This is a genomic window from Vibrio sp. R10-SG3-ISO3 (assembly GCF_059834225.1).
The window spans coordinates 44615-66126 of sequence record NZ_JCBDHE010000039.1; the positions used below are offsets into that span (position 1 = coordinate 44615).

The following is a 21512-nucleotide window of genomic DNA, read 5'->3' on the forward strand; positions in this document are numbered from 1 at the left end:
GCGTTAACCCTCAATGACTTTCATCAACAGCAGGCCATCGTATAACGCCTGTTTGATTAACGCCGCGCCCGGCATGGTCGCTTGTTTGTAGAAGCGCGATTCCACCAGTTCCAGATCTTGATGATAGACAGGCAAACTCTGCTCTTCAATGCAGGTTTGGATTTCCGGGTACAAAATGGTTTTGGCTTGGTTAATGGCGCCGCCAATCAACACCTTCTCAGGGTTGAACAAATTGATCACCATCGCAATCGCAGAGCCGAGGTAGCGCCCCAACTTTTGGATGACATCGACCGCCAGTGGATCGCCGTTCGCCGCCGCTTCACAAATGTCTTCAACCGACACTTCTTCAATCGACGAGAGCGATGACTCTTCACCATTAGCGATACGCTCGGTCACCTCATCACGAATCGCTTGTGAACTGGCAACGGTCTCTAAACAACCACGGTTGCCGCAGTGACACTGCTTACCGTTTTTGTCGATTTGAATGTGGCCAAGCTCACCAATGTTTCCGTGACGACCTTGCAAAACACGGCCATCCAAAACGATCCCAGCCCCGAGGCCGTGGTGAATCGAGATGAGTACCGAGTTGTCGTTCTCTTGTGAGTGGCCAAACAGTTTTTCTGCTAGTGCCCAAGCTCGGGTATCGTTGGCAATAAACACAGGCAAACCCGTGGCTTTAAAAATCTCTGGGCCTAGGGCTAGATTTTCGACGTGATAGTGCGGCATTTGCAGTACGACGCCTTGCTCAGAGTTCACTAAGCCCGGCAACGTGATGGCAATACTGGTGACGCGATCAAGCTGATCGGCGTAGGTTTGGAAGAACTCGTCAATTTCATGTAAAAGTCGCGCGAGCACGTCGTCTTGGTCTGTCTCGTGAATATCGATTTTGGTATCGATGAGGACATCACCACCCAGCTCATGCAGTGCAATGGTCAGATAACCGCGACCAAGACGCATCGAGAGAAATTGCCAGCCTTCGTTATTGACTTGAAGCCCCACCGCAGGTCGACCACGACTGGTGGCTTCTTGCACTGTGGTTTCATGGATAAGGTGCGCCTCTATCAGCTCACGAGTAATCTTGGTGATACTCGCTGGTGCTAACTCGCTCAACTTGGATAAGTCGATGCGAGAAATAGGGCCGAACTGATCGATCAGTTTGTAGACACGGCCAGCGTTGACCTGCTTGATATGATCAATATGGCCAGGTTGAGCCATGTACATAGAGTGCTCCAAATATCAGTAACCTGGTAATTTTTTTACTTTGCGAACTAATTGTGAAGAGCTTTGATGAATCGCCGTGACCAGCATCACGTATAAAGCGTTTTGTTTGTGTCCCGAGTCAAATCACAAAACGATTCCTGCCCCCTTAGTGTTATTTTTTTGCATTAATAAATATGTCTCCATCCTCAAGTTTGAAACAGCGTATATACTTATCTCATAGGGAACTTATCTCATCGAGCATTTAAGTTATCAGGGACTTAATTTCTCAAACACTTAATTTATCGACCACAGACATCATCGAGCGCTTGGAGAAAGCGAGTCTGGCGAATAACGCCTTGCAAGGAGAGTTCAATGACCATCATCCAGAGAAGAACAAAAATCGTCTCAACCCTCGGACCTTCAACCGACCAACCCGGTATCTTAGACGCCATTTTGCAAGCGGGGGTCAATGTGGTGAGAATGAACTTCTCGCACGGGACGGCTCAAGATCATAGAGATCGCGCCACCAAAGTCCGCAATATCGCCGCCAAGTTAGGCACGCATGTCGCCATTTTGGGTGACTTACAAGGCCCCAAGATTCGCGTCTCCACCTTCAAAGAGGGCAAAGTGCACCTCAACGTGGGCGACATTTTTATTCTCGATGGCGACCTACCTGCAGGTGAAGGTGACAAGAACGCTGTCGGTTTGGATTACAAAGCGCTACCAGATGACGTCACCACCGGCGATATCCTGCTTCTTGATGATGGCCGAGTGCAACTCAAAGTGATTGGCGTATCCGGCCAGCAGGTGCGTACCGAAGTGACCATCGGCGGCGCGCTCTCGAACAACAAAGGCATTAACAAAAAAGGGGGCGGCTTGTCGGCCGCCGCCTTAACCGAAAAAGACAAACGGGACATTCTTCTTGCGGCAGAGATCAATGTCGATTACCTCGCGGTGTCGTTCCCACGCAACGGCGAAGACATGAAGTACGCCAGACGCCTCGCAAAAGATGCCGGGCTCAACGCCAAATTGGTCGCAAAAGTTGAGCGCGCTGAAACGGTGGAGAGCCTTGAGAACATTGATGACATCATTCTCGCTTCCGATGCCGTCATGGTCGCTCGGGGGGATTTAGGGGTGGAAATCGGTGACCCTGAGCTGGTCGGCGTACAAAAACAACTGATTCGTCGCGCGCGTAGCCTGAACCGCACCGTGATCACCGCGACGCAGATGATGGAATCCATGATGGAAAACCCGATGCCCACTCGAGCGGAAGTCATGGATGTGGCCAACGCGGTACTGGATGGCACCGATGCAGTGATGCTCTCGGGTGAAACCGCAGCGGGTAAATACCCTCTTGAGACCGTGATTTCGATGGCCGAAGTCTGTTTGGGTGCCGAGCGTGTGGCCTCCATCAATCGCAGTCAATTCCAAGTCGATTCAGAATTTGAATCCGCCGAAGAAGCGGTCGCGATGAGCACCATGTTCGCCGCCAATCATACCAAAGGCGTTAAAGGCATCATTACCCTGACTGAATCTGGCCGCACCGCACTGATGATGTCTCGTCCAAGCTCAGGGCTGCCCATCTTTGCTCTCTCTCGCAACGAAGATACGCTAAATCGCAGCGCCCTTTACCGTGGCGTGTTCCCAATTTTCTTTGACTACAAAGGCGACACAGGCTTTAACACCGCTCAAGCCGCGGTCAATACGCTCAAAGAAAAAGGGTTACTCGATGAGGGCGACTTAGTGTTGATTACCCTCGGCGATGTGATGGATGTGGTGGGCTCGACCAACTGCATGCGCATCTTGAAAGCCTAGCCAAAGAACGCCAATAGGGAGCGATGCTCCCTATTGATTGTGTATTTGCTGAGCCGGTTTACTGGCCGACTTTACACCTCTTCTCGCTTAACTCGCCTGCACCTCTAAACACTGAACAAGCGCTGCTCACTGCATCGGGCGAAGGTCTCGACGAATCGATAACCTGCCTCTAAACCGAGTTGATAATCGTGTTCCAATGCGGATTTCTCGCTCATCAGCGAATTCGATTGCAAAGGTTTATCGGGCTTAATTTGCACAATAAAACAATCATCCGGTGGCGAATGAAGGAAATCTTGCGTCAAGGCGTAGGTTTGATAGTGCACCATCAGCATATCGGCTAAATGAGAGTCAAACTTATCGCCCAGCAAGTGACTCAAACGGTACACATCGTCGGCGCCAAACAACCAACGCCCACCATTGAGCGCCTCAAAGCCCTGTTTTTGGATTTGCAGCTGTTTGTTTTTCTGCACCTTTTCCGACAAAAACGCGCCCCAATCCAACTTCCATTGCGACAGCTTTTGCTGCCACTGCTCTTGAATCAGATTGAAAGAGTCACGAAACCACTCAACTTTCTCTGTTTGTGCAAGAGGAGTAGGCTCCACGGCAAGATCATCCCCTTCGGTGCGGATCACCACAATGCATCGAGCGCCCTTGCGCCACGCTTCTTGCACCGGGATCGACGCCGACACGCCGCCATCCACGTATTCTCCATGATCAAATGCCACTGTATTGGGGTAGAGCCTTGGAATCGCGCAGGTGGCAATCAGCACCTTTTTCCAATCATCTTTTAACATGGGCAAATAGTGATCGAGAAGATGATGCGTATCCGTGACCGCCGCATAGGCATCACGCTTACCCAGCACTTTGCGCCCTAAATCGACATCCAACCGGTAGGGGTAATCACTGATTTTATCCAGCGACCAATCTAGCCCAAGGTACTGTTTGCGGCGGATGTAACCGAAAAGATTGAAGAACTGCGGATCCGTGGTCAAATCCAAGATGAAAGAGCGACCGATTCCGCGTTGACGGCAAAGGTACGCACACAAGTTCAACGCACCAGCAGAGGTGCCATAGAAGGTATCAAACGGGTCAAAATTGGAGAGAAGAAAAGCATCAAGTACACCGGCAGTGAAGATACCTCTTTGGCCGCCCCCTTGGGCAACCAAAGCGTTTTTGCCACCGGTATATTTGGCGAGTCGGGATTCGTCTAACTCGACAGCAGCATTAGTAATGCATCCGCTGTTGTTCATGATGGCGGTTAAGCCGCATTGATCGCGATAAGTCCATAGCCAATTAACACGGTAAAGACGGTCGCGACGATGATGAGGGCAAATTTGAGATCGTGTTCCATAGACACCTCCTTGTTGTTTAACAAAGTAATAACACCTCTGTGAAGTATCTTCAAATACCACATCTTTTTTGTGTTTAATTATGGCGTTAGCGTCACAATTGCCTTATCCCACTGCGATTAGATTCTCGATAAGGAACCGCTCATGACTTGTCTGCGCCTGCTCACTCCCTTGCTTTTACTCTGCGCCCTCCCCTCTATCAGCTACGCCGAGACTTTCCTCACCCCTTGGCTAGGTGTGACACTGGGCGGCGAGTTAGAAGATCAAAACGGACAAACCTACGACCTCAAACCGTCAGAGAGCTACGCTTTTAGCCTAGAACATACGTTAGATAAGGGACGCATCGGCCTTTTTTACGCCACGCAGTCGACCGATGTAGAAAAGATTTCAGAGCGAGCGACCACTCACTATCTTCACTTTCAGAGCAGTATTTACTATCCACTGAATCCGGGGCTGTCGAGCTACGTTGGCGTCGGTTTGGGCGCGTCCTACATGGATGCCCAATGGGTGGATGACCACTATGGGTTTTCCGCCTCGATCTTTGGTGGCTTTGATTACCAGCTCAACTCGCAACTTTCTGTTAACACGCAAGTACGCTGGCTCGGGACTGTGGTGGACAATGACACCAGCGGGATATGCAATCTACCCAGCGATGGCAGCGAACAGTGCATCATTCGCTTTAAGACCGATTGGATGAATCAATTTTCCGCCAACATCGGGATCACGTGGCGATTCTAGGATTCTCAATATCGAGCAGGCATAAAAACGCCACCGACAAAGCGGTGGCGTAGAGAGTCTAATTGGAGCGCTTAAAAGTTGTACTTAATGCCGAGTGCGCCGCCAATTTGCAGTTCAGGACCACTGTATAGGTCAAGCTCTGGGTGGAGTTGGCCGTAAAGATCCCAACCTTTGCCCAGATCCCATTTCAAGCCCAGTGGCACGCGCACGCCAAACTCTTTGTGATCCCACTCGCTCCAACCACCAACACCGACATACCAAGAGACTGGGGCGTTGCCATCAAAACGACCAGAAGTGATCAGGTAGTCAAATGCAGCACCATCATTGCCAAGGGTGAAACGGTATTGATTATCGAGCTCCAATACCGCACTGAGCTCTTGATCGTACGCCATACCGACCGAAATTGGGGTTTTATCTGGGTTTGCCATGGCTACGGACGAGCCAAGCAATACTGCCAACGTGCCCCCTACCATGCTAACGCTTCTCTTGTTCATTGATGAGTTCCTTAGCGGTTTAAGTTCTGCAGGAAATTATCGTCAAAAGTGCCTATCAGGTGTCAGGAAAACGTCAGAACCTAATAACAAAGGGCTAGAGACAACAATGCCAGTCATCAGACTGGCATTGAAAGTTGAACGTGCATAATGCGTCAATTAAGAGACGGACACATGCAAACACGACACTGCGTGCACATCGCTACCTTGAATGGTTGGCTTGGTCTTGGCGCACGCGTCGGTCGCTTGTGGACAGCGGGTGCGGAACACACAACCAGACGGCGGACTGATCGGTGATGGCAGATCGCCTTCTAACATTTCAATCTGCTTCTCACGTTCCAACTTGGGATCGGGAATCGGCACCGCCGACATCAGTGCGCGTGTGTAAGGGTGTTTCGGGTTATCAAACAGCGCGTGAGCTTCACCCAACTCCACTGCGTTACCCAAGTACATCACCAACACGCGATCAGAAATGTGTTTGACCACCGACAAATCGTGGGCGATAAACACCAGTGACAGACCCAGCTCTTTTTGCAGCTCTTTAAGCAAGTTCACAACCTGAGCCTGAATCGATACATCTAGCGCCGATACCGGCTCATCACAGATGATCATCTTCGGATTCAAGATAAGCGCACGAGCAATACCGATACGCTGACACTGACCACCCGAGAACTCATGAGGATAGCGGTTAATCACGTTAGGTAGCAGACCGACCTTCTTCATCATCTCTTTAACGCGCTGCTTCACTTCCTCTTTGGAGAGATCTGGATAGAAAGTCTCCAGCGGCTCGGCGATGATGTCACCAATGGTCATTCGCGGGTTAAGCGACGCCAACGGATCTTGGAAAATCATCTGGATCTCTTTACGCGTTTCACGGCGCTGGACCTCTTTCATCTTGGTCAAGTCTTGCCCAAGCCACACCACTTCACCGTCGGTCGCTTCGACCAAGCCGATGATGGCACGGGCGAAGGTGGATTTACCACAGCCAGATTCGCCCACTACGCCGAGCGTTTCGCCTTCGTACAAACGCACGTTAACACCATCCACCGCTTTTAGCGTTGAAGGTTTGGCCCATGGCCACGCCGATTTTGCGGCAATATTGAAGTGCACCTTCAACTCTGAAATGTCTAGAATGACTTTTTTATCTGCACTCATTTCGTCCAAGCCTCCCAATCAGAAAAACACGCGCGTTGACGACCTTGACCAAATGGCGTCAGGATTGGCGCTTCTTGCTTACAGCGATCCATCACGCGATGGCAACGCTCTTGGTACGGACAGCCGGTCGGCAGACGTAGCAAGTTTGGCGGGTTTCCAGGAATGGTGGGCAGCACCTCACCTTCGGTATCCAGGCGAGGAATCGCTTTGAGCAGACCCTCTGCATAAGGGTGACTTGGGTTGTAAAAGATCTCATCCACGCTACCGTACTCCATGGTACGGCCTGCGTACATCACCAGCACTTTGTCACATGAACCTGCAACCACACCTAAGTCGTGCGTGATCATGATAATGGCGGTGTTGAATTCTTGTTTTAGCTCGTTAAGCAAATCCATGATCTGCGCTTGAACTGTTACATCCAGAGCGGTCGTCGGCTCATCAGCGATCAGCAGTTTAGGACGACACAATAGCGCCATTGCGATCATCACACGCTGACGCATACCGCCTGAAAATTCGTGCGGATACATGGTGATACGCTTACGCGCTTCAGGGATTTTCACCGCTTCCAACATGCGGACCGACTCTTCAAACGCTTCGGCCTTGCCCATGCCTTTGTGCAGCATCAGCACTTCCATCAACTGATCACTGACCTTCATATAAGGGTTCAGTGACGTCATAGGATCTTGGAAGATCATCGCAATTTGCTCAGCGCGCACTTTATTGAGCGCTTTTTCTGGCAAGTTGAGGATCTCTTTGCCTTCAAATTTAGCACTACCTGAGATGATGCCGTTTTTGGCCAGCAGCCCCATGATAGCGAAAACCGTTTGCGATTTACCTGAACCTGATTCACCCACAATACCCAGTGTTTCACCTTGGTTGAGTGAGAAGTTCAGATCGTTAACTGCGGTGACGATACCATCTTGCGTGGTAAATTCGACGCGCAGATCTTTGACATCTAATAAGCTCATCATTGCTTCCTTAATCTTTCTCTTTAATTATCTGTCTTTAGGATCAAGCGCATCGCGCAGACCGTCACCAACGTAGTTGAAGCAGAACAAGGTCACCACCATGAACGCGGCTGGGAAAGTCAGCTGCCAAATAGCGATTTCCATCGTTTGCGAGCCTTCTTGTAGAAGTGCGCCCCAACTTGTCATCGGCTCTTGTACACCTAGACCAAGGAATGAAAGGAAAGATTCAGTCAGAATCATGCTTGGGATCAACAGTGTGGAGTAAACCGCCACAATACCCAGTACGTTTGGCACAATATGACGGGTAATGATTTTCCAGTTGCTAACGCCACAGACGTGTGCCGCTTCAATGAACTCTTTACTGCGTAGGCTCAAAGTTTGACCACGTACAATACGCGCCATATCCAGCCAAGCAATGGCACCAATCGCGACGAAAATCAAAATGATATTTCGGCCAAAGAAGGTCACCAATACGATCACAAGGAACATAAATGGCACCGCGTAAAGGATCTCCAAAATACGCATCATGATTCTATCGACTTTACCGCCGATAAACCCAGAGGTTGCGCCATAGAGGGTACCAATCAGAACCGCCACCAAGGCGCCAAGTACACCCACCATCAGTGAGATTCGGCCACCAATCAGCGTACGTACGTAGAGGTCACGACCTAGACTGTCGGTACCAAACCAGTGCTCAGCACTTGGGCCAACGTGCATCGCGTACCAATCGGTATCATCGAATGTGTACGGCGCAATCATTGGCAGGAAGATCACCGCTAAGGTCATCACAAACAAAATGCACAGGCTGATCATTGCCGCCTTGTTGCGCATAAAACGAATACGGGCGTCTTGCCACAAACTGCGGCCTTCGACTTCCAAATTCTCTGCAAACTTCTCGACCGCTTCGAGGTTCTCTTTTTTCGTTAACATAACCAATCTTCCCTGTTAGTAGCGAATTTTCGGGTCAATCATTGCAAGGAGAATATCTACCACTGCGTTGAAAAGAATGAAGAGGAAACCGATCAAAATCGTAATTCCCATCACCAGCGAGTAATCGCGGTTAAATGCGGCGTTGACGAACAACTTACCAATGCCAGGCAGACCAAAGATGGTCTCGATCACCACCGAACCGGTAATGATGCCGACAAACGCAGGGCCCATGTAAGAGACGACAGGCAACAACGCAGGTTTCAGTGCGTGTTTAAGAACGATGTAACGGTAGCTCAAACCTTTCGCACGCGCAGTGCGGATAAAGTTACTGTTCAAGGTTTCAATCATCGAGCCACGGGTAATACGCGCAAACGTGGCGATGTACAAAAAGGACATACCAAGGACAGGCAAAACCATGTACTCAATCGCACCGCCGTTCCAGCCGCCCGCTGGGAACCACCCCAGACCAATCGAGAAAATGTAGATAAGCACGGGGGCAAAAACAAACGACGGCAGTACCACCCCTATCATGGAGGTGGACATCACCGTATAGTCGAGCCAGGTGTTTTGCTTTAACGCGGCGAGCGTGCCGACCGCCACTCCGACAATCACAGTGAAGATAAAGGCATAGAAACCGACTTTTGCCGATACAGGTAGCGCCTCAGACACCAACTCATTCACCGTATAATCTTTGTACTTGAACGAGGGGCCAAAGTCGCCTTGAAGAATATTACCTAAGTAGGTGGTGTATTGCTCAAATAGAGGCTTATCCAAGCCATATTTCTCGTTGATATTTTGCATCACTTCAGGAGGCAGTGTCTTCTCTGAAGAAAAAGGGTTACCCGGTGCAAACCGCATCAAGAAGAACGATACGGTTATTAGGACAAGTAAGGTTGGAATAGCTTCCAAAATTCGAGAGAAAATTAGCTTTAACATAAAACATCTCACATCTAAAAAAACAGTGCGCTAATAACGCGGGCTATCAGCGCACTGGATATCTTACTCAAGGATTACTTTTTGATAATGTACATGTCTTTTGAGTAGATATTGTCTTGCGGGTTTTGATCAGGGTAGCCACCAAGCTGTTTGCTTACTAGACGTGGCTGAACGTACTGATAGATAGGTGCGATTGGCATATCTTGTGCCAACTGAGCTTCTGCGATCGCGTAGTACTTGTTACGCTCTTCTTCAGTTTTCGCTACTTTTACTGCGTCGTTCATGGCCTTATCAAAAATCTCGCTAGAGTATTTCTGGTCGTTTGAACCGTTTTCAGTCATCGCAATCGCTAGGAAGGTAGAGGCTTCGTTGTAGTCTGCACACCAACCTGCACGGCGAACGTCAAAGTTGCCTTGCTTAGAGCTGTCTAGGTAAGTTTTCCACTCTTGGTTCTCGAGCTTAACGTTGACGAAACCACCCAGCGATTTTTTCCACATAGATTGAACCGCGACGGCGATCTTCTTGTGGTTTTCACTGGTGTTGTACAGCAACGTGAAATCAAGAGGTTTGCCTTGACCGAAGCCCGCTTCAGCAAGAAGCTCTTTCGCTTTCTCTACGCGCTCTTTTTGCGTCATTGTCGCGTACTCTGGCGCCTCAGGTGCGAAACCTGTGATGCCGCTGTGCGTCAATGCGTAAGCAGGTTTTTGGCCTTGACCTAGAATCGCTTGAGTGATGATGTCACGGTCAATCGAGTAAGACAGCGCCTTACGTACGCGAACATCGTCAAACGGAGGACGTTGGTTGTTGAAACCGTAGTAGTAAGTACATAGGTTTGGTGAAACAACCACGTTATCTGGGTAATCTTTCACAAGACGACGGAACTGCTCATTTGGCACTTCGTAAGTCATGTGGATTTCACCCGATAGGAAACGGTTCATTTCCGCATTTTGGTTTTCAATAGGCAGGTAAGTCACTTTATCAATGACGGTATCGGCGTTATCCCAGTAGTTAGCGTTGCGCTCTAGAACGATCTTCTCGTTCACTACCCAATCAGACAACACGTACGCACCATTGCCAACGAAGTTACCTGGTTTCGTCCAGTCGTTGCCGAACTTCTCAACCGTCGCTTTGTGTACTGGGTACATCGTGGTGTGCGCCATCATCTTCACGAAGTATGGCAGTGGTACTTCAGTCTCCACCACGAGCGTGTGCTCATCCACGGCTTTCACACCCAGCTCAGCCACGTCTTTCTTCCCTGCGATGATGTCTTTCGCATTTTTCATCTTGGTGTATTCGATATACCAAGCGTAAGGAGACGCAGTCATTGGGTCAGCAGCGCGTTTGAAACTGTATTCAAAATCATAAGCGGTGACAGGATCGCCGTTCGACCATTTCGCATCTTTACGGATTTTGAATGTGAACGTTTGATTGTCTTCAGTAGACCAAGATTCAGCAGCACCTGGGATGGTATTACCCGGGCCATCTTGGATAACAAGGCCTTCCATCAAATCACGTAGAACGTGAGACTCAGGCACACCTTCAACTTTATGAGGGTCTAGCGACGCCACTTCCGTACCGTTACCACGGACGAATTCCTGTTTTGCTGCTAGTTCGACACCCGCTGGAACATCAGCGGCAAAAGTTGCGGTAGAGGCCACTGCAAGGCCGGCACCTAGTAGAAGGGCTTGTGTGATTTTGTTCTTGTACATGAGTAAAACTCCAAGTTTTTCTTTTGCATCCATGACGTCTTTGTGGTTTTCACTTGAACGGCCAGTGATTTAGGTTTTTTTAGCCCAAAATTCGACCAATAATCACCTAATAACCCCACAAAGATTGCGGCACACATTACCAACCATTGAAGCAATTTGCCATAAATTTGTAGCATTCAACCGTAATATTCCACGATCATATCAATGAATTGGCATATAATTCTGCATACGTAAACGTTTGCCAGAGAGTTGGCATTTCTTTACATCTGCAGACAGACTAATGCGCCTTTTAGTCTAAATAAACACCAGCATCTAGCATCATCTGCTAGAAAGCGTGCAGAAAATTTAACATTAGTTATGAAAGGTGGCGACTACTTAACTACAAATCGCTTATCCGATGAGAGGTTCTGTGAAGCGAATCACCATGATGCACCTATTTAGTCAACCTGCGCCAAAAGTGATCATTCACGAAATAAATAACTCACTGCCAATGCTCAACACGTCAGTCAATAGCCCACTCTAAATTGATAAATTTAGAGCTTTATTTTGTGTGTTTTTTAGCTATTCATCGTCGTGGCGAATGCGTGGAATGCTTTATAAACCGCCAATGTGACGTCTCTCATACTTATCCATCTCAAAAACGCAAAATAGCAAGTTCTCCAGCGTGACTCATTTACACTCAAGGGTATCTATCGGTTTTGAACAGGCGCTGGCTTTGTCTTCTTTATTTAAAACGATGTTGATTAGCTTAGTTATGATCGCCATGACGGCGTGTACTTCCCCGTCACCTGACACCCATAATGAGAAGACCACCAGCACCGCCCTGCGATATCAGCATAACTCGTCCTTAGATAACTATTTCTCTGCCCTTTCGAAAAAGACGCCGGGAGAGACAGGATTCTATCCTTTAGAGCATGGCCACGACGCTCTCCTGACTCGCTTGGCACTGATTGAATCCGCAAAGGCGAGCTTAGATCTTCAGTATTATATTTTCCGTGACGACGAAACCAGCCAACTGCTCAGTTGGCGACTGTTCATCGCCGCAGAGCGAGGCGTCCGAGTTCGCCTATTGTTAGACGACATGCAAAAGCGCGATGACAAGGTCATGGCTTACATCAACTCACACCCAAACATCGAGATTCGTCTATTCAATCCTCACCAATATCGCACAGCGCGCGGCGCGGCCTTCCTCAGTGATTTTGACCGTCTTAACCACCGCATGCACAATAAATCACTCACGGCAGATAATGTCGCGTCAGTGATTGGCGGGCGAAACATTGGCAATGAGTACTTTTCATTTCAATCGGATGTCGAGTTTGGCGACTTTGATCTGTTGATGCACGGTGAAGCCGTCGCAGCGGTGAGTGAGCAGTTCGATGAATATTGGAACAGCGACTTCGCTATCCCGATGGAGTGGATTTACCCAAATCACACACCGCTCACCTCTGAAGCCATCTCAGATTGGGTCACAAGCTCTAAAATCGAAGAGCAGTTCACGCAGGGCCAATACGACTTTAGCCAATTACCTCTTTATCAAAAGCTTATTAACGCAGAACTCTCGCTTTTCTGGGGTAAAGCGCAGCTTATCTACGACTCGCCAAACAAAGTGCTAGGACAAGGCGAGCCACTAAAAAGCGGATTGACACAATTTCTTAGCCAAACAGAGAGTGAGTTGGTCTTGATTTCCCCCTACTTTGTCCCGACAGAATCTGGCACACAAGCCTTGATTTCAGCGGTTGAGAAAGGGATTGAAGTGACGATTATTACCAACAGTCTCGCGTCCAATGACGTTTTCGCCGTTCACGGTTGGTATGCGAAATATCGCCAAGCGCTCATTGAAGGCGGCGTTACCCTTTGGGAAGTTAAAGCGACAGCAGACATCGACAACAGTTGGAGCATCAAGGGCAGCAGCAACGCCAGCTTACATGCCAAAGTCATCGTACTCGATCGGAGCAAAATTGCCGTCGGTTCGATGAATCTTGACCCGCGCTCTGCGGAACTCAATACCGAGTTGGCAGTACTGTTCGAACAACCTGAGTACGCGGAGCGCGCTTTAGCGCAGCTGTACAGCAAATTGAATGAGAAGGCGTACCAAGTCATCGTGCAAGAGGGCGAACTGATTTGGCTCGATCACGCGCAGTCCGTGCAATTCGATAGCGAACCCGACGCTAGCCTATGGTTAAAAATGGGCGCGTGGATCAGCGGATGGCTACCGATAGAAAGCCAATTATAAGCGAGTAACAAAATCGAACTTAGGGCCAATGCCCAACCAATCTTAGCCGGTTGTTTCCATTATGAAGTTGGTGAGTTGCTGCCCACGTACATCGACTTGCTGCTTTGCTACAACACGAAAGCCAAGGTGCTCATAAAACGGACGGGCGGTGATGCTCACGTGAGAATAATAACGCTTGATGCCTAGTCTACGTCCTTTCGTAAATAGGTGCTCCATTAATCGTCGCCCTACCCCGATGCCTTGATACTCGGCATGACAGAAAAAATGGTCGATGTACCCATCCTTCTGTAAATCTGCAAAGCCGACTATTTTGCCTTCGAATTCCGCGACGAAAGGTTTCATGTCGTCTGCGCGCTTTTGCCACACCGCCATATCAAAGCCATCCGGAGCCCAAGCGGATACTTGCTCAAAAGTGTAGTCTTTGATATTCACGGTTCTAATCGTTTGGAACTTCAGCTGCCACATTTCTAGGGCGTCTGAGTGCTGGTAGTCTCGTATCGTAATCATAGCTATCTGTTGCTCTGCAGTGCGGTAGTAAATTTGACCACATAGTGAGGTGAGGGAAAGTGAGTCAATCGTTACTTTGGTCAAGTGGTTGTTGAATTTGTCGAAAAAAGAAAAGGGGAAAATATGAGCTAACTGATGAAGACTGTCATATCCTGTATACGTGAGATGAATTCTTCGCCTAGCGACACAGAACCCAATGCTGTGCAGATATGAAAAAGCCTGCAATTTATGCGAACATATATTGCAGGCTTCAAAAGGGTGGAAGCCCCAGCCACATCCCGGCACACAAGTCACTTGCTGCGGCTGCTTCCTTCCGGACCTGACCGAGTTCACAAGCTATTGTTGCGGGAGGACCAGAGCCTCCATTGATTCGTTTTTCTTGCGACTGTGCGCTAAGAAGTGTGGGGATTATTAATCATCGCCTGACTGATTTCAAGCGGTTAACCAGACAAATCAAAGAAAAACGGCTTAACTGCCTAATCATTAGGCAATTGTGGCTGCTCAGCCATTGACGGAGCAGTTAACCAAGCTGCTTTGCTCTTTGCGCCTTGGCTACTGCGCTCTCGCTGCTTGCGTTTGTGGCTGTACATCGCTTGATCCGCCTGATTCAGGGCTTGCTGAAGCGTCAGAGAGCGAGTACTCGCTTGGCAAACACCCATAGCCAACGTAATGTTGAGTGACACACTGTTATCCCATGAGGTATAGGTTAAGGCAGCAACATGTTGAGCGAGAATATCCAGTTGTCCCTCATCCATCTGGCCAATCAAGATAAACTCATCTCCACCGATACGATAAGCGCTGCCTTGCCAGTAGCGAACGATCTGGTTGGCGATCGCTTTTAACATCTCATCACCAATTTCATGCCCATAGGTATCATTAATGGCTTTGAAGCCGTTGACATCAAAATAGACCAAGGTGTCACGCGATTTGAGCCCGAGTCGATATTTACGCTGCATGGCACGCCGGTTTCTCAAACGCGTTAAGTTATCCGTATTCGATTGGCTATAGAGAAAATAAGCCACGATGACCAAGAACGCCAGCACAAACAGAAACAATGCTTGGTTCTGCTGGGCTAAGCTTTTCTCGTTATGCAGCGTGGCTTTCCAGTCTGGCTGGTTATCATAGTTGTGGATGATTTTCTCGACGTCGATCATCGTCAGCGCCTGATTGAACAGCGGCACCAATTGCGCTCCGAGTTCATTGTTTGCAAAGCCCATCGCTACCTCTGAACGGTAGAAAGGCGCTATCGCGGTGTCCTCTTCGAGTGGCAACACCTCTTTGCTCTCACGCAGCAGAGCATGGAAGCTGCCGCGCGTCATGGGGATGTAGTCGATTTCGCCATTCAGCAGCGCCGTCACCAACGCTTGGCTATTGTTGTAGACCTTAAAGCGCTTGTTGGGCAGCAAGACATTCAGCAGTGATTCAGATGCCGCCTCTTTGATCACGCCAATACGCTCTGCAATCAATTCAGAAATATTGCTGTAGACGCCCTCCTTGTACTCTTCCCGTTTGACCAAAATCGCTTCAGGGAAGTAGTAAGAATCACCAAAGAGTAACTCACCCCGACGCGATTCCAGCACCGCAACCGGTGCAAGTACGTCGATAGCCTGATTGACCAGATCTTGGTACATGCTTTCCCAAGTCTCGTTGGCTTGACTCTCAAGCTGACATTTAAGCAGTAAGATGTCGCACACTTGAAATAAAACGTCAGCTGCGATCCCGGACACACTGCCGTCGGCATGATAGGTCGCGTACTGACCAAAATTCTCCAACTTCACTCTCAGTGGGCGATCAAGGTCAAGGCCGCTCTCTTTCGCCACATTTCGTAGTGCATCTCTGCGAATATTAAATTGGTATTGTCGAATCGACTCACGCAACAGTTTTTGTACGCTAGCGCTATGGACGTAATGTTCTATCGCGGCCAGGAGATCCGCGTGTTGGCCTTTGGTTGTCACGATAGAGACCGGTTTAATGGGGATTTGATCATTCAGCAGTTCGGCATCAAAACCGGAAAGCAACATCGGCTTAAGCTGGTTTATGGCGTCAACAACGCCGTCAACTTCCCCGGCATTCAGTAGTCGAACCGCTTCGTGATGGCCCGAGTATTCGATGAGGGTAATCGCAGGAAAGTGGCGCTCAATCAGCTCGCCATAAATCGTGCCGTTGGGCACGCCCACGACTTGAACGTCCCCTAAACGGCGGGCTTGGGGGCTAAATAAATAGGTGTATTCAATGTTAGTGGGCGCAGAAAAATCGAAGTATTGAGCACGCTCAGGTGTATAGGTGACATTGGCCGCGAAATCGCTCTCACCAGACTCGACAGACTGTAAGATGCTGCTAAAACTAGGATAGCGTACATACTCTACTTTGATGGAAAAATGCTGCGACACTGCATCAAACAGCGTCCTCGTGACGACGTCATCGGCTTCCATCGCGACCCGATACTGCTCTTGCGCTGCATGGGCTCCTCCCATCAACGCCAACAGTAGCCACAATCCTTGGCCGAGTTTGACCATCCGTAGCCAAAACCTAAACCACATTGTTCATGTCTCTAGCGAAAAACTAACCCAAGTAACCAGTCCTGGTGAAGACTGCTCACCCCTTTGCATGAGATTGCAATTACGCAAGATTCTCGCACACTCGGTTGCATACGCCAAGTAATTGCTAGCCAAACATTTTATAGTGAGAGCTATGCAACTAAATCTCTGCTTCTTCCGCACTGCGAAGGATGTAATCGGTCATCCACGCCGTGCCTAACAAGGCAAACCACACCACAAATACCGGGTTGGGCACGTCAATATTGGGCGACACAACTAAAGCAGCAAATCCGACGGTCGGCAGCGTCCAACAGAGCAACTTCCCCCAACGCAGTGTTTTTAGCTTCGTCAATGTTTCCATTGAGGCAATCATGCCCGTCAGCGAAAGTGCCACCAGCACGCCGTAGGAGAGTTCAGCCATCCACAGGGGCAAGATCAAACTGAGCGCCCACCAGCTATGTTTATTCGATGGTTTCCAGTGATTGGCTGACCACCACACCACCGATATTGAGAGGGTTTGCAGCACAGTGATAAAGGCACTGCCCTCTAATTTTCCACCGGCCTGTGTGACCATAATGCCGACTTGCAGCGCTGCGACAATCAATGCGATGGTTAACACCACCCACATATTGCTGCGTTTTGAGAACACCACCATTAAGAGCGGAAAGAGTATCCATTGGCTGACCGACAACGCAATCGGCTGATAAGGCAACGTCAAGCCGTAAACCGTCATTGCACCGATCAATATCAACCCGACAATACCGCCTTGAGGCAATATCCAAAGCGCGGGAATGAGCATCGCGAGCAGTGGGATGTCTCCTTCACTCATGCTGATGGTGCGGGCGCAAATCACCGCGAGCAGTGTTGCGACAAAGAACTGAAATGTAGACAATACCATCCTCTCTCCTTATCCATTCCATGGAAAAAATCGAACTAGGACAAAATCATTATGGACCAGTTTCTCGCGCAAATCTTTGCTGTGATTCACCAAATTCCATGTGGAAAGGTCTCTACCTACGGAGAGATCGCAAAAATGGCGGGTTACCCAGGTTACGCAAGACATGTCGGCCGAGCGCTGGGCCAACTGCCGGAGGGATCATCTCTGCCTTGGTTTCGGGTTATCAATAGTCAAGGTAAGCTCTCATTGAAAGGCGAAGCGTTTGAAAGACAAAAAAACGCCCTCATTGAAGAGGGCATTGAGGTATCACCGCAAGGCCGAGTAAGACTGGTTCGCTATCGCTGGCAGCCTTAAGACGATGTTTAACGCACACCTTTAAGCATTAGATTCACTTGCTGCGTTTTCGCTTCATCGGTAATCACGCGATACGCGGTATCAGAGATAAAACGTAATTTCCCACCCACCTCAATTCTTGCGCTGACGCTATAAGTATGTCGCGCGTCAATTTGGCTCGGATCGTAACTGAGCTCAAACGCAAACGGGACTTGCGCCCCATCCGCCGAAAACTGCTGTTTGGCGATCACTTTTGCTGGCGCATCCGCCAGTGAGACATCTTGCAACGTGACCGTCACTAAGGCTTCGCTCGGCAGTGCGATCCGCTCTCGGTAGGCGAGAGTACCGGAGACTGTGTCCATTTTCGGCGCTGTCGCCGACGGTTGCCCCGCGTGGCAACCTGCGAGCGCAAGTATCGCGGTGCATGCTAAAAACCAATGCGTGATATTCTTTTTCATAGTGCCTCTTTAATTTGTTCGCCAAAAACCCAACGTAAGCGGGAGAATCGCCTTGAGTATAAACGATGGCTGTGCACAGTGGTGCTTATTGATGAAAGAGTTGACCGCGACCTAACGCAAATCAGAAAAGTCTGACTACAATTTCATACAGCTGTTTAAATTTATCACTCAACCGATAAAATAGTCGCTATCGTCAACCTGTACCTATGAAACCCGCTCGACAAGGGGAAGGATCTGCCAATGAGTAAACCTCTCAAAGAACTCCTAAAACTACTGAAACTTGAAAAATTAGAAGAAGGATTGTTTCGCGGCCAAAGTGAAAACCTTGGCCTACCGCAAGTCTATGGAGGACAAGTGATTGGTCAGGCGCTTTCTGCCGCTCGCTACACAGTGGATGATGCGCGCACTGTGCACTCGTTTCACAGCTACTTTCTCTACCCTGGCGATCCGGAAAAACCGATCATTTACGATGTGGAAAACCTGCGCGATGGCCGAAGCTTCAGCACACGTCGGGTAAAAGCGATTCAAAACGGTCGACCGATTTTCTACCTAACCGCCTCCTATCATGGTGATGCGCCGGGCTTTGAGCATCAAAACACCATGCCGAATATTCCGGGGCCTGAAAACTTTAAATCCGAGTCTGAGCTCGCCGCGCAAATCGAACACATCTTGCCAGAGAAGCTGAAAAAAGCGTTTTGTGGGGAGAAGCCGATTGAGATGCGCCCGGTCACGGTCGTCAATCCGTTAAATCCGCAAAAAGTCGACGCCAAGCAGTATCTTTGGATTCGTGCCAACGGTGAGATGCCCGACAATCAACTGATTCACCAATACTTGCTTGGATACGCCTCTGACTGGGGATTCCTCGTGACCGCGCTTCATCCGCACGGTGTTTCTTTGATGACGCCCAAGTTTCAAGTGGCCACCATCGACCACTCTATTTGGTTCCATCGCCCTTTTAAAATGGATGACTGGTTGCTGTATGCCATCGAGAGCCCGACCGCCAGCAATACCCGAGGCTTAGTCCGCGGCGAGATATACAATCGTGAGGGACACCTGGTCGCCACTGCGGTGCAAGAAGGTGTGATGCGATTTACTCAATAACGCCAATGCCGTGTTTGGAATCATCCAAGCGCGGCGCTATTTTTCAGGCGCTGCCAGTTATTGCTAATCATAACGCTAACCCTGAATCGGCAACGCCGTGGTGTATTTCAGGGGTTCCATAGCAAAGGTCGACGTGACATTAGAGATACCCGCTACCGAGTTGACCAACTTTTTGTAGAAACGGTCAAAACACGGCATGTCTTTCACCAGCACTTTCATCATGTAGTCATACTCTCCCGCCATCCGATAGAACTCCATCACCTCAGGGAACTCCGACACAGTCTCGACAAAGTGGCTATACCAGCCATGCGAGTGATCCGATGTTTTCACTAACACAAACGCCGTAAACGACAACTCCAGTTTGTCAGGGTTGAGCAACGCAACGCGACGCTCTATAACGCCACTCTCTTCCAACTTTTTCAGCCGCTTCCAGCACGGTGTCGTCGTTAGATTGACCGCATCCGCCAGATCGTTCAACGACAGCGTCGCATCTTGTTGCAGCAAGTTGAGGAGAGTTTTATCGATACGGTCTAGTTGCATGGTGAGGCCTTGGGTTATGGGTTATGGGTTATGGGTTATGGGTTATGGGTTATGGGTTATGGGTTATGGGTTATGGGTTATGGGTTATGGGTTATGGGTTATGGGTTATGGGAGAATTTTTTTCTACGATGACAGTAAATACAAGGAAAAATAGGTAAGCATTTCTCCTTATTTGAAGTTAGTTTATTTTCATTGCATGAACAATGGAAGCGATACCGTGTGTAAAGATCATGATTGGATAAACAGCGCTGTGCGCAAAATTGAAGCGGACTATCAACGCAGCGCCGATACTCATCTCATCAAACTCGATTTGCCGTGTGTTGACGGCATTGATATCTACTTAAAAGATGAAAGCACGCACCCTACCGGCTCGCTCAAGCACCGATTGGCACGTTCACTGTTTCTGTACGCAATATGCAATGGTTGGGTCGGGCCTGACACTCCGATCATTGAATCCTCTTCCGGCAGTACCGCGGTCTCAGAGGCGTACTTTGCGCGGCTACTTGGGCTGCCCTTTATCGCCGTGATGCCCAAATGCACCGCGCGGAAAAAAATAGAACAAATCGAATTTTATGGTGGCAAAGCGCATCTGGTCGAACGCACCGACCAGATTTACGCAGAATCTCACCGCCTCGCCAAAGAGCTCAACGGCCATTATATGGACCAGTTCACTTATGCTGAGCGCGCGACAGACTGGCGCGGCAACAACAATATTGCTAACTCGATCTTTAGCCAGATGGCACTCGAGACGCACCCTATCCCCAGTTGGATTGTTATGAGCCCTGGAACAGGCGGCACTTCCGCCACCATTGGCCGCTTTATTCGCTATCAACAGCACAACACCAAGTTGTGCGTGGTTGACCCAGAACACTCAGTGTTCCATCAATTTTATCGTACTGGCGATGCTTCATTGACGCTCGACTGCGGCAGTAAAATAGAAGGGATCGGCCGCCCAAGAGTTGAACCGAGCTTTATTCCCGGCGTTATCGATGAAATGCGCACCATTCCTGACGCTGCTTCGGTCGCGACCATCCATTGGCTTGAGGGGATTCTGGGGCGTAAAGTGGGGCCATCTACAGGCACCAATCTGTTCGGCGCGCTGCAAATCGCCAGCGAAATGAAAGCCAAAGGCGAGAAAGGCGCGATTGTCACGCTACTCTGTGACAGTGGCGAGCGCTACCTCGATACTTACTTTTCACCAGAATGGGTTGAGGATCACATTGGTGATTTAGCGCCTTACCTCACGCAACTTAAACAATTTGCAACCACAGGAACGGGGCTAAACATCCGATAAATTCAAACAACGGGCGATAAAAACGCGCATTTATCAACCCGTTGTTTTTATTATAAATAATGAAAACAGAAACGAATTAAGTCATACAAAAATCAATTTTTAACCTACGACTTTTGTTTTAAACTCAGCAGAGTCCCAAAAGAGCGACTATCCTTCACAGTAATAGCAAAATAACGTGGCTAGGTTATTGTTTTAGTATTGATAAGATGTGATTATTATCATTAACCACAATACAAAATCTATAAACAATCACTGTCACACATCTTTGTTGATACTGAAATAAGGAAATTTCTATGCTGTCGCTCTCCATTCGTGGGAAG

The 21512-nt window shown here is 49.0% G+C and carries 20 protein-coding genes and 1 other RNA gene; 6 read left to right on the forward strand and 15 right to left on the reverse strand.

The annotated features are described in order from the left end of the window. Positions 1 to 3 precede the first annotated feature (3 nt). A complete protein-coding gene (gene mlc / locus AC6R1A_RS09265; protein ID WP_500629695.1) occupies positions 4 to 1221 on the reverse strand; it encodes a sugar metabolism global transcriptional regulator Mlc in 1218 nt (405 codons plus the stop codon). 351 nt (positions 1222 to 1572) lie between these two features. Here mlc and pyk point away from each other — a divergent pair, with 351 nt between their 5' ends. Continuing rightward, positions 1573 to 3015, forward strand: a complete 1443-nt coding sequence (pyk, locus tag AC6R1A_RS09270) for a pyruvate kinase (RefSeq protein WP_500631669.1) — start codon at positions 1573 to 1575, stop codon at positions 3013 to 3015. 104 nt (positions 3016 to 3119) lie between these two features. Here the strand turns inward: pyk and AC6R1A_RS09275 are convergent, their stop codons facing one another. Next, on the reverse strand, positions 3120 to 4265 hold the full coding sequence (locus AC6R1A_RS09275) for a patatin-like phospholipase family protein (protein ID WP_500633535.1): 1146 nt from the start codon (positions 4263 to 4265) through the stop codon (positions 3120 to 3122). Between the two features lie 8 nt (positions 4266 to 4273). Further along, positions 4274 to 4366: a cytochrome bd-I oxidase subunit CydH gene (gene cydH, locus AC6R1A_RS09280; protein ID WP_334550872.1), complete on the reverse strand. Its 93-nt coding sequence runs from the start codon at positions 4364 to 4366 to the stop codon at positions 4274 to 4276. Positions 4367 to 4508: 142 nt separating this feature from the next. On the opposite strand from cydH, the gene AC6R1A_RS09285 reads away from it, so the two are divergent. Next, on the forward strand, positions 4509 to 5102 hold the full coding sequence (locus tag AC6R1A_RS09285; protein ID WP_500632536.1) for an outer membrane beta-barrel protein: 594 nt from the start codon (positions 4509 to 4511) through the stop codon (positions 5100 to 5102). Between the two features lie 71 nt (positions 5103 to 5173). Here AC6R1A_RS09285 and AC6R1A_RS09290 read toward each other — a convergent pair whose 3' ends face one another. From AC6R1A_RS09290 to AC6R1A_RS09315, 6 genes are all read right to left on the reverse strand, one after another. Further along, on the reverse strand, positions 5174 to 5596 hold the full coding sequence (locus tag AC6R1A_RS09290) for a hypothetical protein (protein ID WP_500631673.1): 423 nt from the start codon (positions 5594 to 5596) through the stop codon (positions 5174 to 5176). A 156-nt stretch (positions 5597 to 5752) separates the two neighbouring features. Then, entirely contained in the window at positions 5753 to 6748 is a 996-nt protein-coding gene (gene oppF / locus AC6R1A_RS09295) for a murein tripeptide/oligopeptide ABC transporter ATP binding protein OppF (RefSeq protein ID WP_487902387.1), read from the reverse strand. Then, positions 6745 to 7716, reverse strand: coding sequence for an ABC transporter ATP-binding protein (locus tag AC6R1A_RS09300; RefSeq protein WP_334550877.1), 972 nt, complete (start codon positions 7714 to 7716; stop codon positions 6745 to 6747). Before AC6R1A_RS09300 ends, oppF begins: the two co-directional genes overlap by 4 nt. A gap of 27 nt (positions 7717 to 7743) precedes the next feature. Beyond that, positions 7744 to 8646, reverse strand: coding sequence for an oligopeptide ABC transporter permease OppC (gene oppC, locus AC6R1A_RS09305; RefSeq protein ID WP_334550879.1), 903 nt, complete (start codon positions 8644 to 8646; stop codon positions 7744 to 7746). A 15-nt stretch (positions 8647 to 8661) separates the two neighbouring features. Continuing rightward, positions 8662 to 9582 (reverse strand): oligopeptide ABC transporter permease OppB, encoded by a 921-nt coding sequence (oppB, locus tag AC6R1A_RS09310; RefSeq protein ID WP_334550880.1) that lies wholly within the window; start codon positions 9580 to 9582, stop codon positions 8662 to 8664. 74 nt (positions 9583 to 9656) lie between these two features. Beyond that, entirely contained in the window at positions 9657 to 11291 is a 1635-nt protein-coding gene (locus AC6R1A_RS09315; RefSeq protein ID WP_334550882.1) for an ABC transporter substrate-binding protein, read from the reverse strand. A 736-nt stretch (positions 11292 to 12027) separates the two neighbouring features. Between AC6R1A_RS09315 and AC6R1A_RS09320 the strand changes: the two genes are divergently transcribed. After that, positions 12028 to 13524: a phospholipase D family protein gene (locus AC6R1A_RS09320; protein WP_500632538.1), complete on the forward strand. Its 1497-nt coding sequence runs from the start codon at positions 12028 to 12030 to the stop codon at positions 13522 to 13524. Between the two features lie 42 nt (positions 13525 to 13566). Here the strand turns inward: AC6R1A_RS09320 and AC6R1A_RS09325 are convergent, their stop codons facing one another. The 4 genes from AC6R1A_RS09325 to AC6R1A_RS09340 form a co-directional block, all read right to left on the reverse strand. Next, positions 13567 to 14031 (reverse strand): GNAT family N-acetyltransferase, encoded by a 465-nt coding sequence (locus AC6R1A_RS09325; RefSeq protein WP_500632535.1) that lies wholly within the window; start codon positions 14029 to 14031, stop codon positions 13567 to 13569. 262 nt (positions 14032 to 14293) lie between these two features. Beyond that, an RNA gene (gene ffs, locus AC6R1A_RS09330) (signal recognition particle sRNA small type) lies at positions 14294 to 14390 on the reverse strand. Between the two features lie 117 nt (positions 14391 to 14507). Then, on the reverse strand, positions 14508 to 16571 hold the full coding sequence (locus tag AC6R1A_RS09335; protein ID WP_500632534.1) for a GGDEF domain-containing protein: 2064 nt from the start codon (positions 16569 to 16571) through the stop codon (positions 14508 to 14510). Positions 16572 to 16728: 157 nt separating this feature from the next. Next, positions 16729 to 17466, reverse strand: coding sequence for a VP0952 family biofilm-associated protein (locus AC6R1A_RS09340; RefSeq protein ID WP_500632533.1), 738 nt, complete (start codon positions 17464 to 17466; stop codon positions 16729 to 16731). A 51-nt stretch (positions 17467 to 17517) separates the two neighbouring features. Here AC6R1A_RS09340 and AC6R1A_RS09345 point away from each other — a divergent pair, with 51 nt between their 5' ends. Beyond that, positions 17518 to 17820 carry an MGMT family protein gene (locus AC6R1A_RS09345; protein WP_500632532.1) on the forward strand — a complete coding sequence of 101 codons (303 nt, stop codon included), beginning with the start codon at positions 17518 to 17520 and terminating at the stop codon, positions 17818 to 17820. A gap of 8 nt (positions 17821 to 17828) precedes the next feature. Here the strand turns inward: AC6R1A_RS09345 and AC6R1A_RS09350 are convergent, their stop codons facing one another. Next, complete coding sequence (locus AC6R1A_RS09350) at positions 17829 to 18257, reverse strand: YbaY family lipoprotein (RefSeq protein WP_500632531.1); 429 nt, start codon at positions 18255 to 18257, stop codon at positions 17829 to 17831. 240 nt (positions 18258 to 18497) lie between these two features. Between AC6R1A_RS09350 and tesB the strand changes: the two genes are divergently transcribed. Next, positions 18498 to 19358: an acyl-CoA thioesterase II gene (tesB, locus tag AC6R1A_RS09355; protein ID WP_500632530.1), complete on the forward strand. Its 861-nt coding sequence runs from the start codon at positions 18498 to 18500 to the stop codon at positions 19356 to 19358. A 75-nt stretch (positions 19359 to 19433) separates the two neighbouring features. Here the strand turns inward: tesB and AC6R1A_RS09360 are convergent, their stop codons facing one another. After that, positions 19434 to 19898 carry an Lrp/AsnC family transcriptional regulator gene (locus AC6R1A_RS09360; RefSeq protein ID WP_487903569.1) on the reverse strand — a complete coding sequence of 155 codons (465 nt, stop codon included), beginning with the start codon at positions 19896 to 19898 and terminating at the stop codon, positions 19434 to 19436. Positions 19899 to 20115: 217 nt separating this feature from the next. Here AC6R1A_RS09360 and AC6R1A_RS09365 point away from each other — a divergent pair, with 217 nt between their 5' ends. Beyond that, the gene (locus tag AC6R1A_RS09365; protein WP_500632529.1) at positions 20116 to 21192 is read left to right on the forward strand and encodes a PLP-dependent cysteine synthase family protein; all 1077 of its coding nucleotides are present in this window, start codon (positions 20116 to 20118) and stop codon (positions 21190 to 21192) included. Positions 21193 to 21512 lie beyond the last annotated feature (320 nt).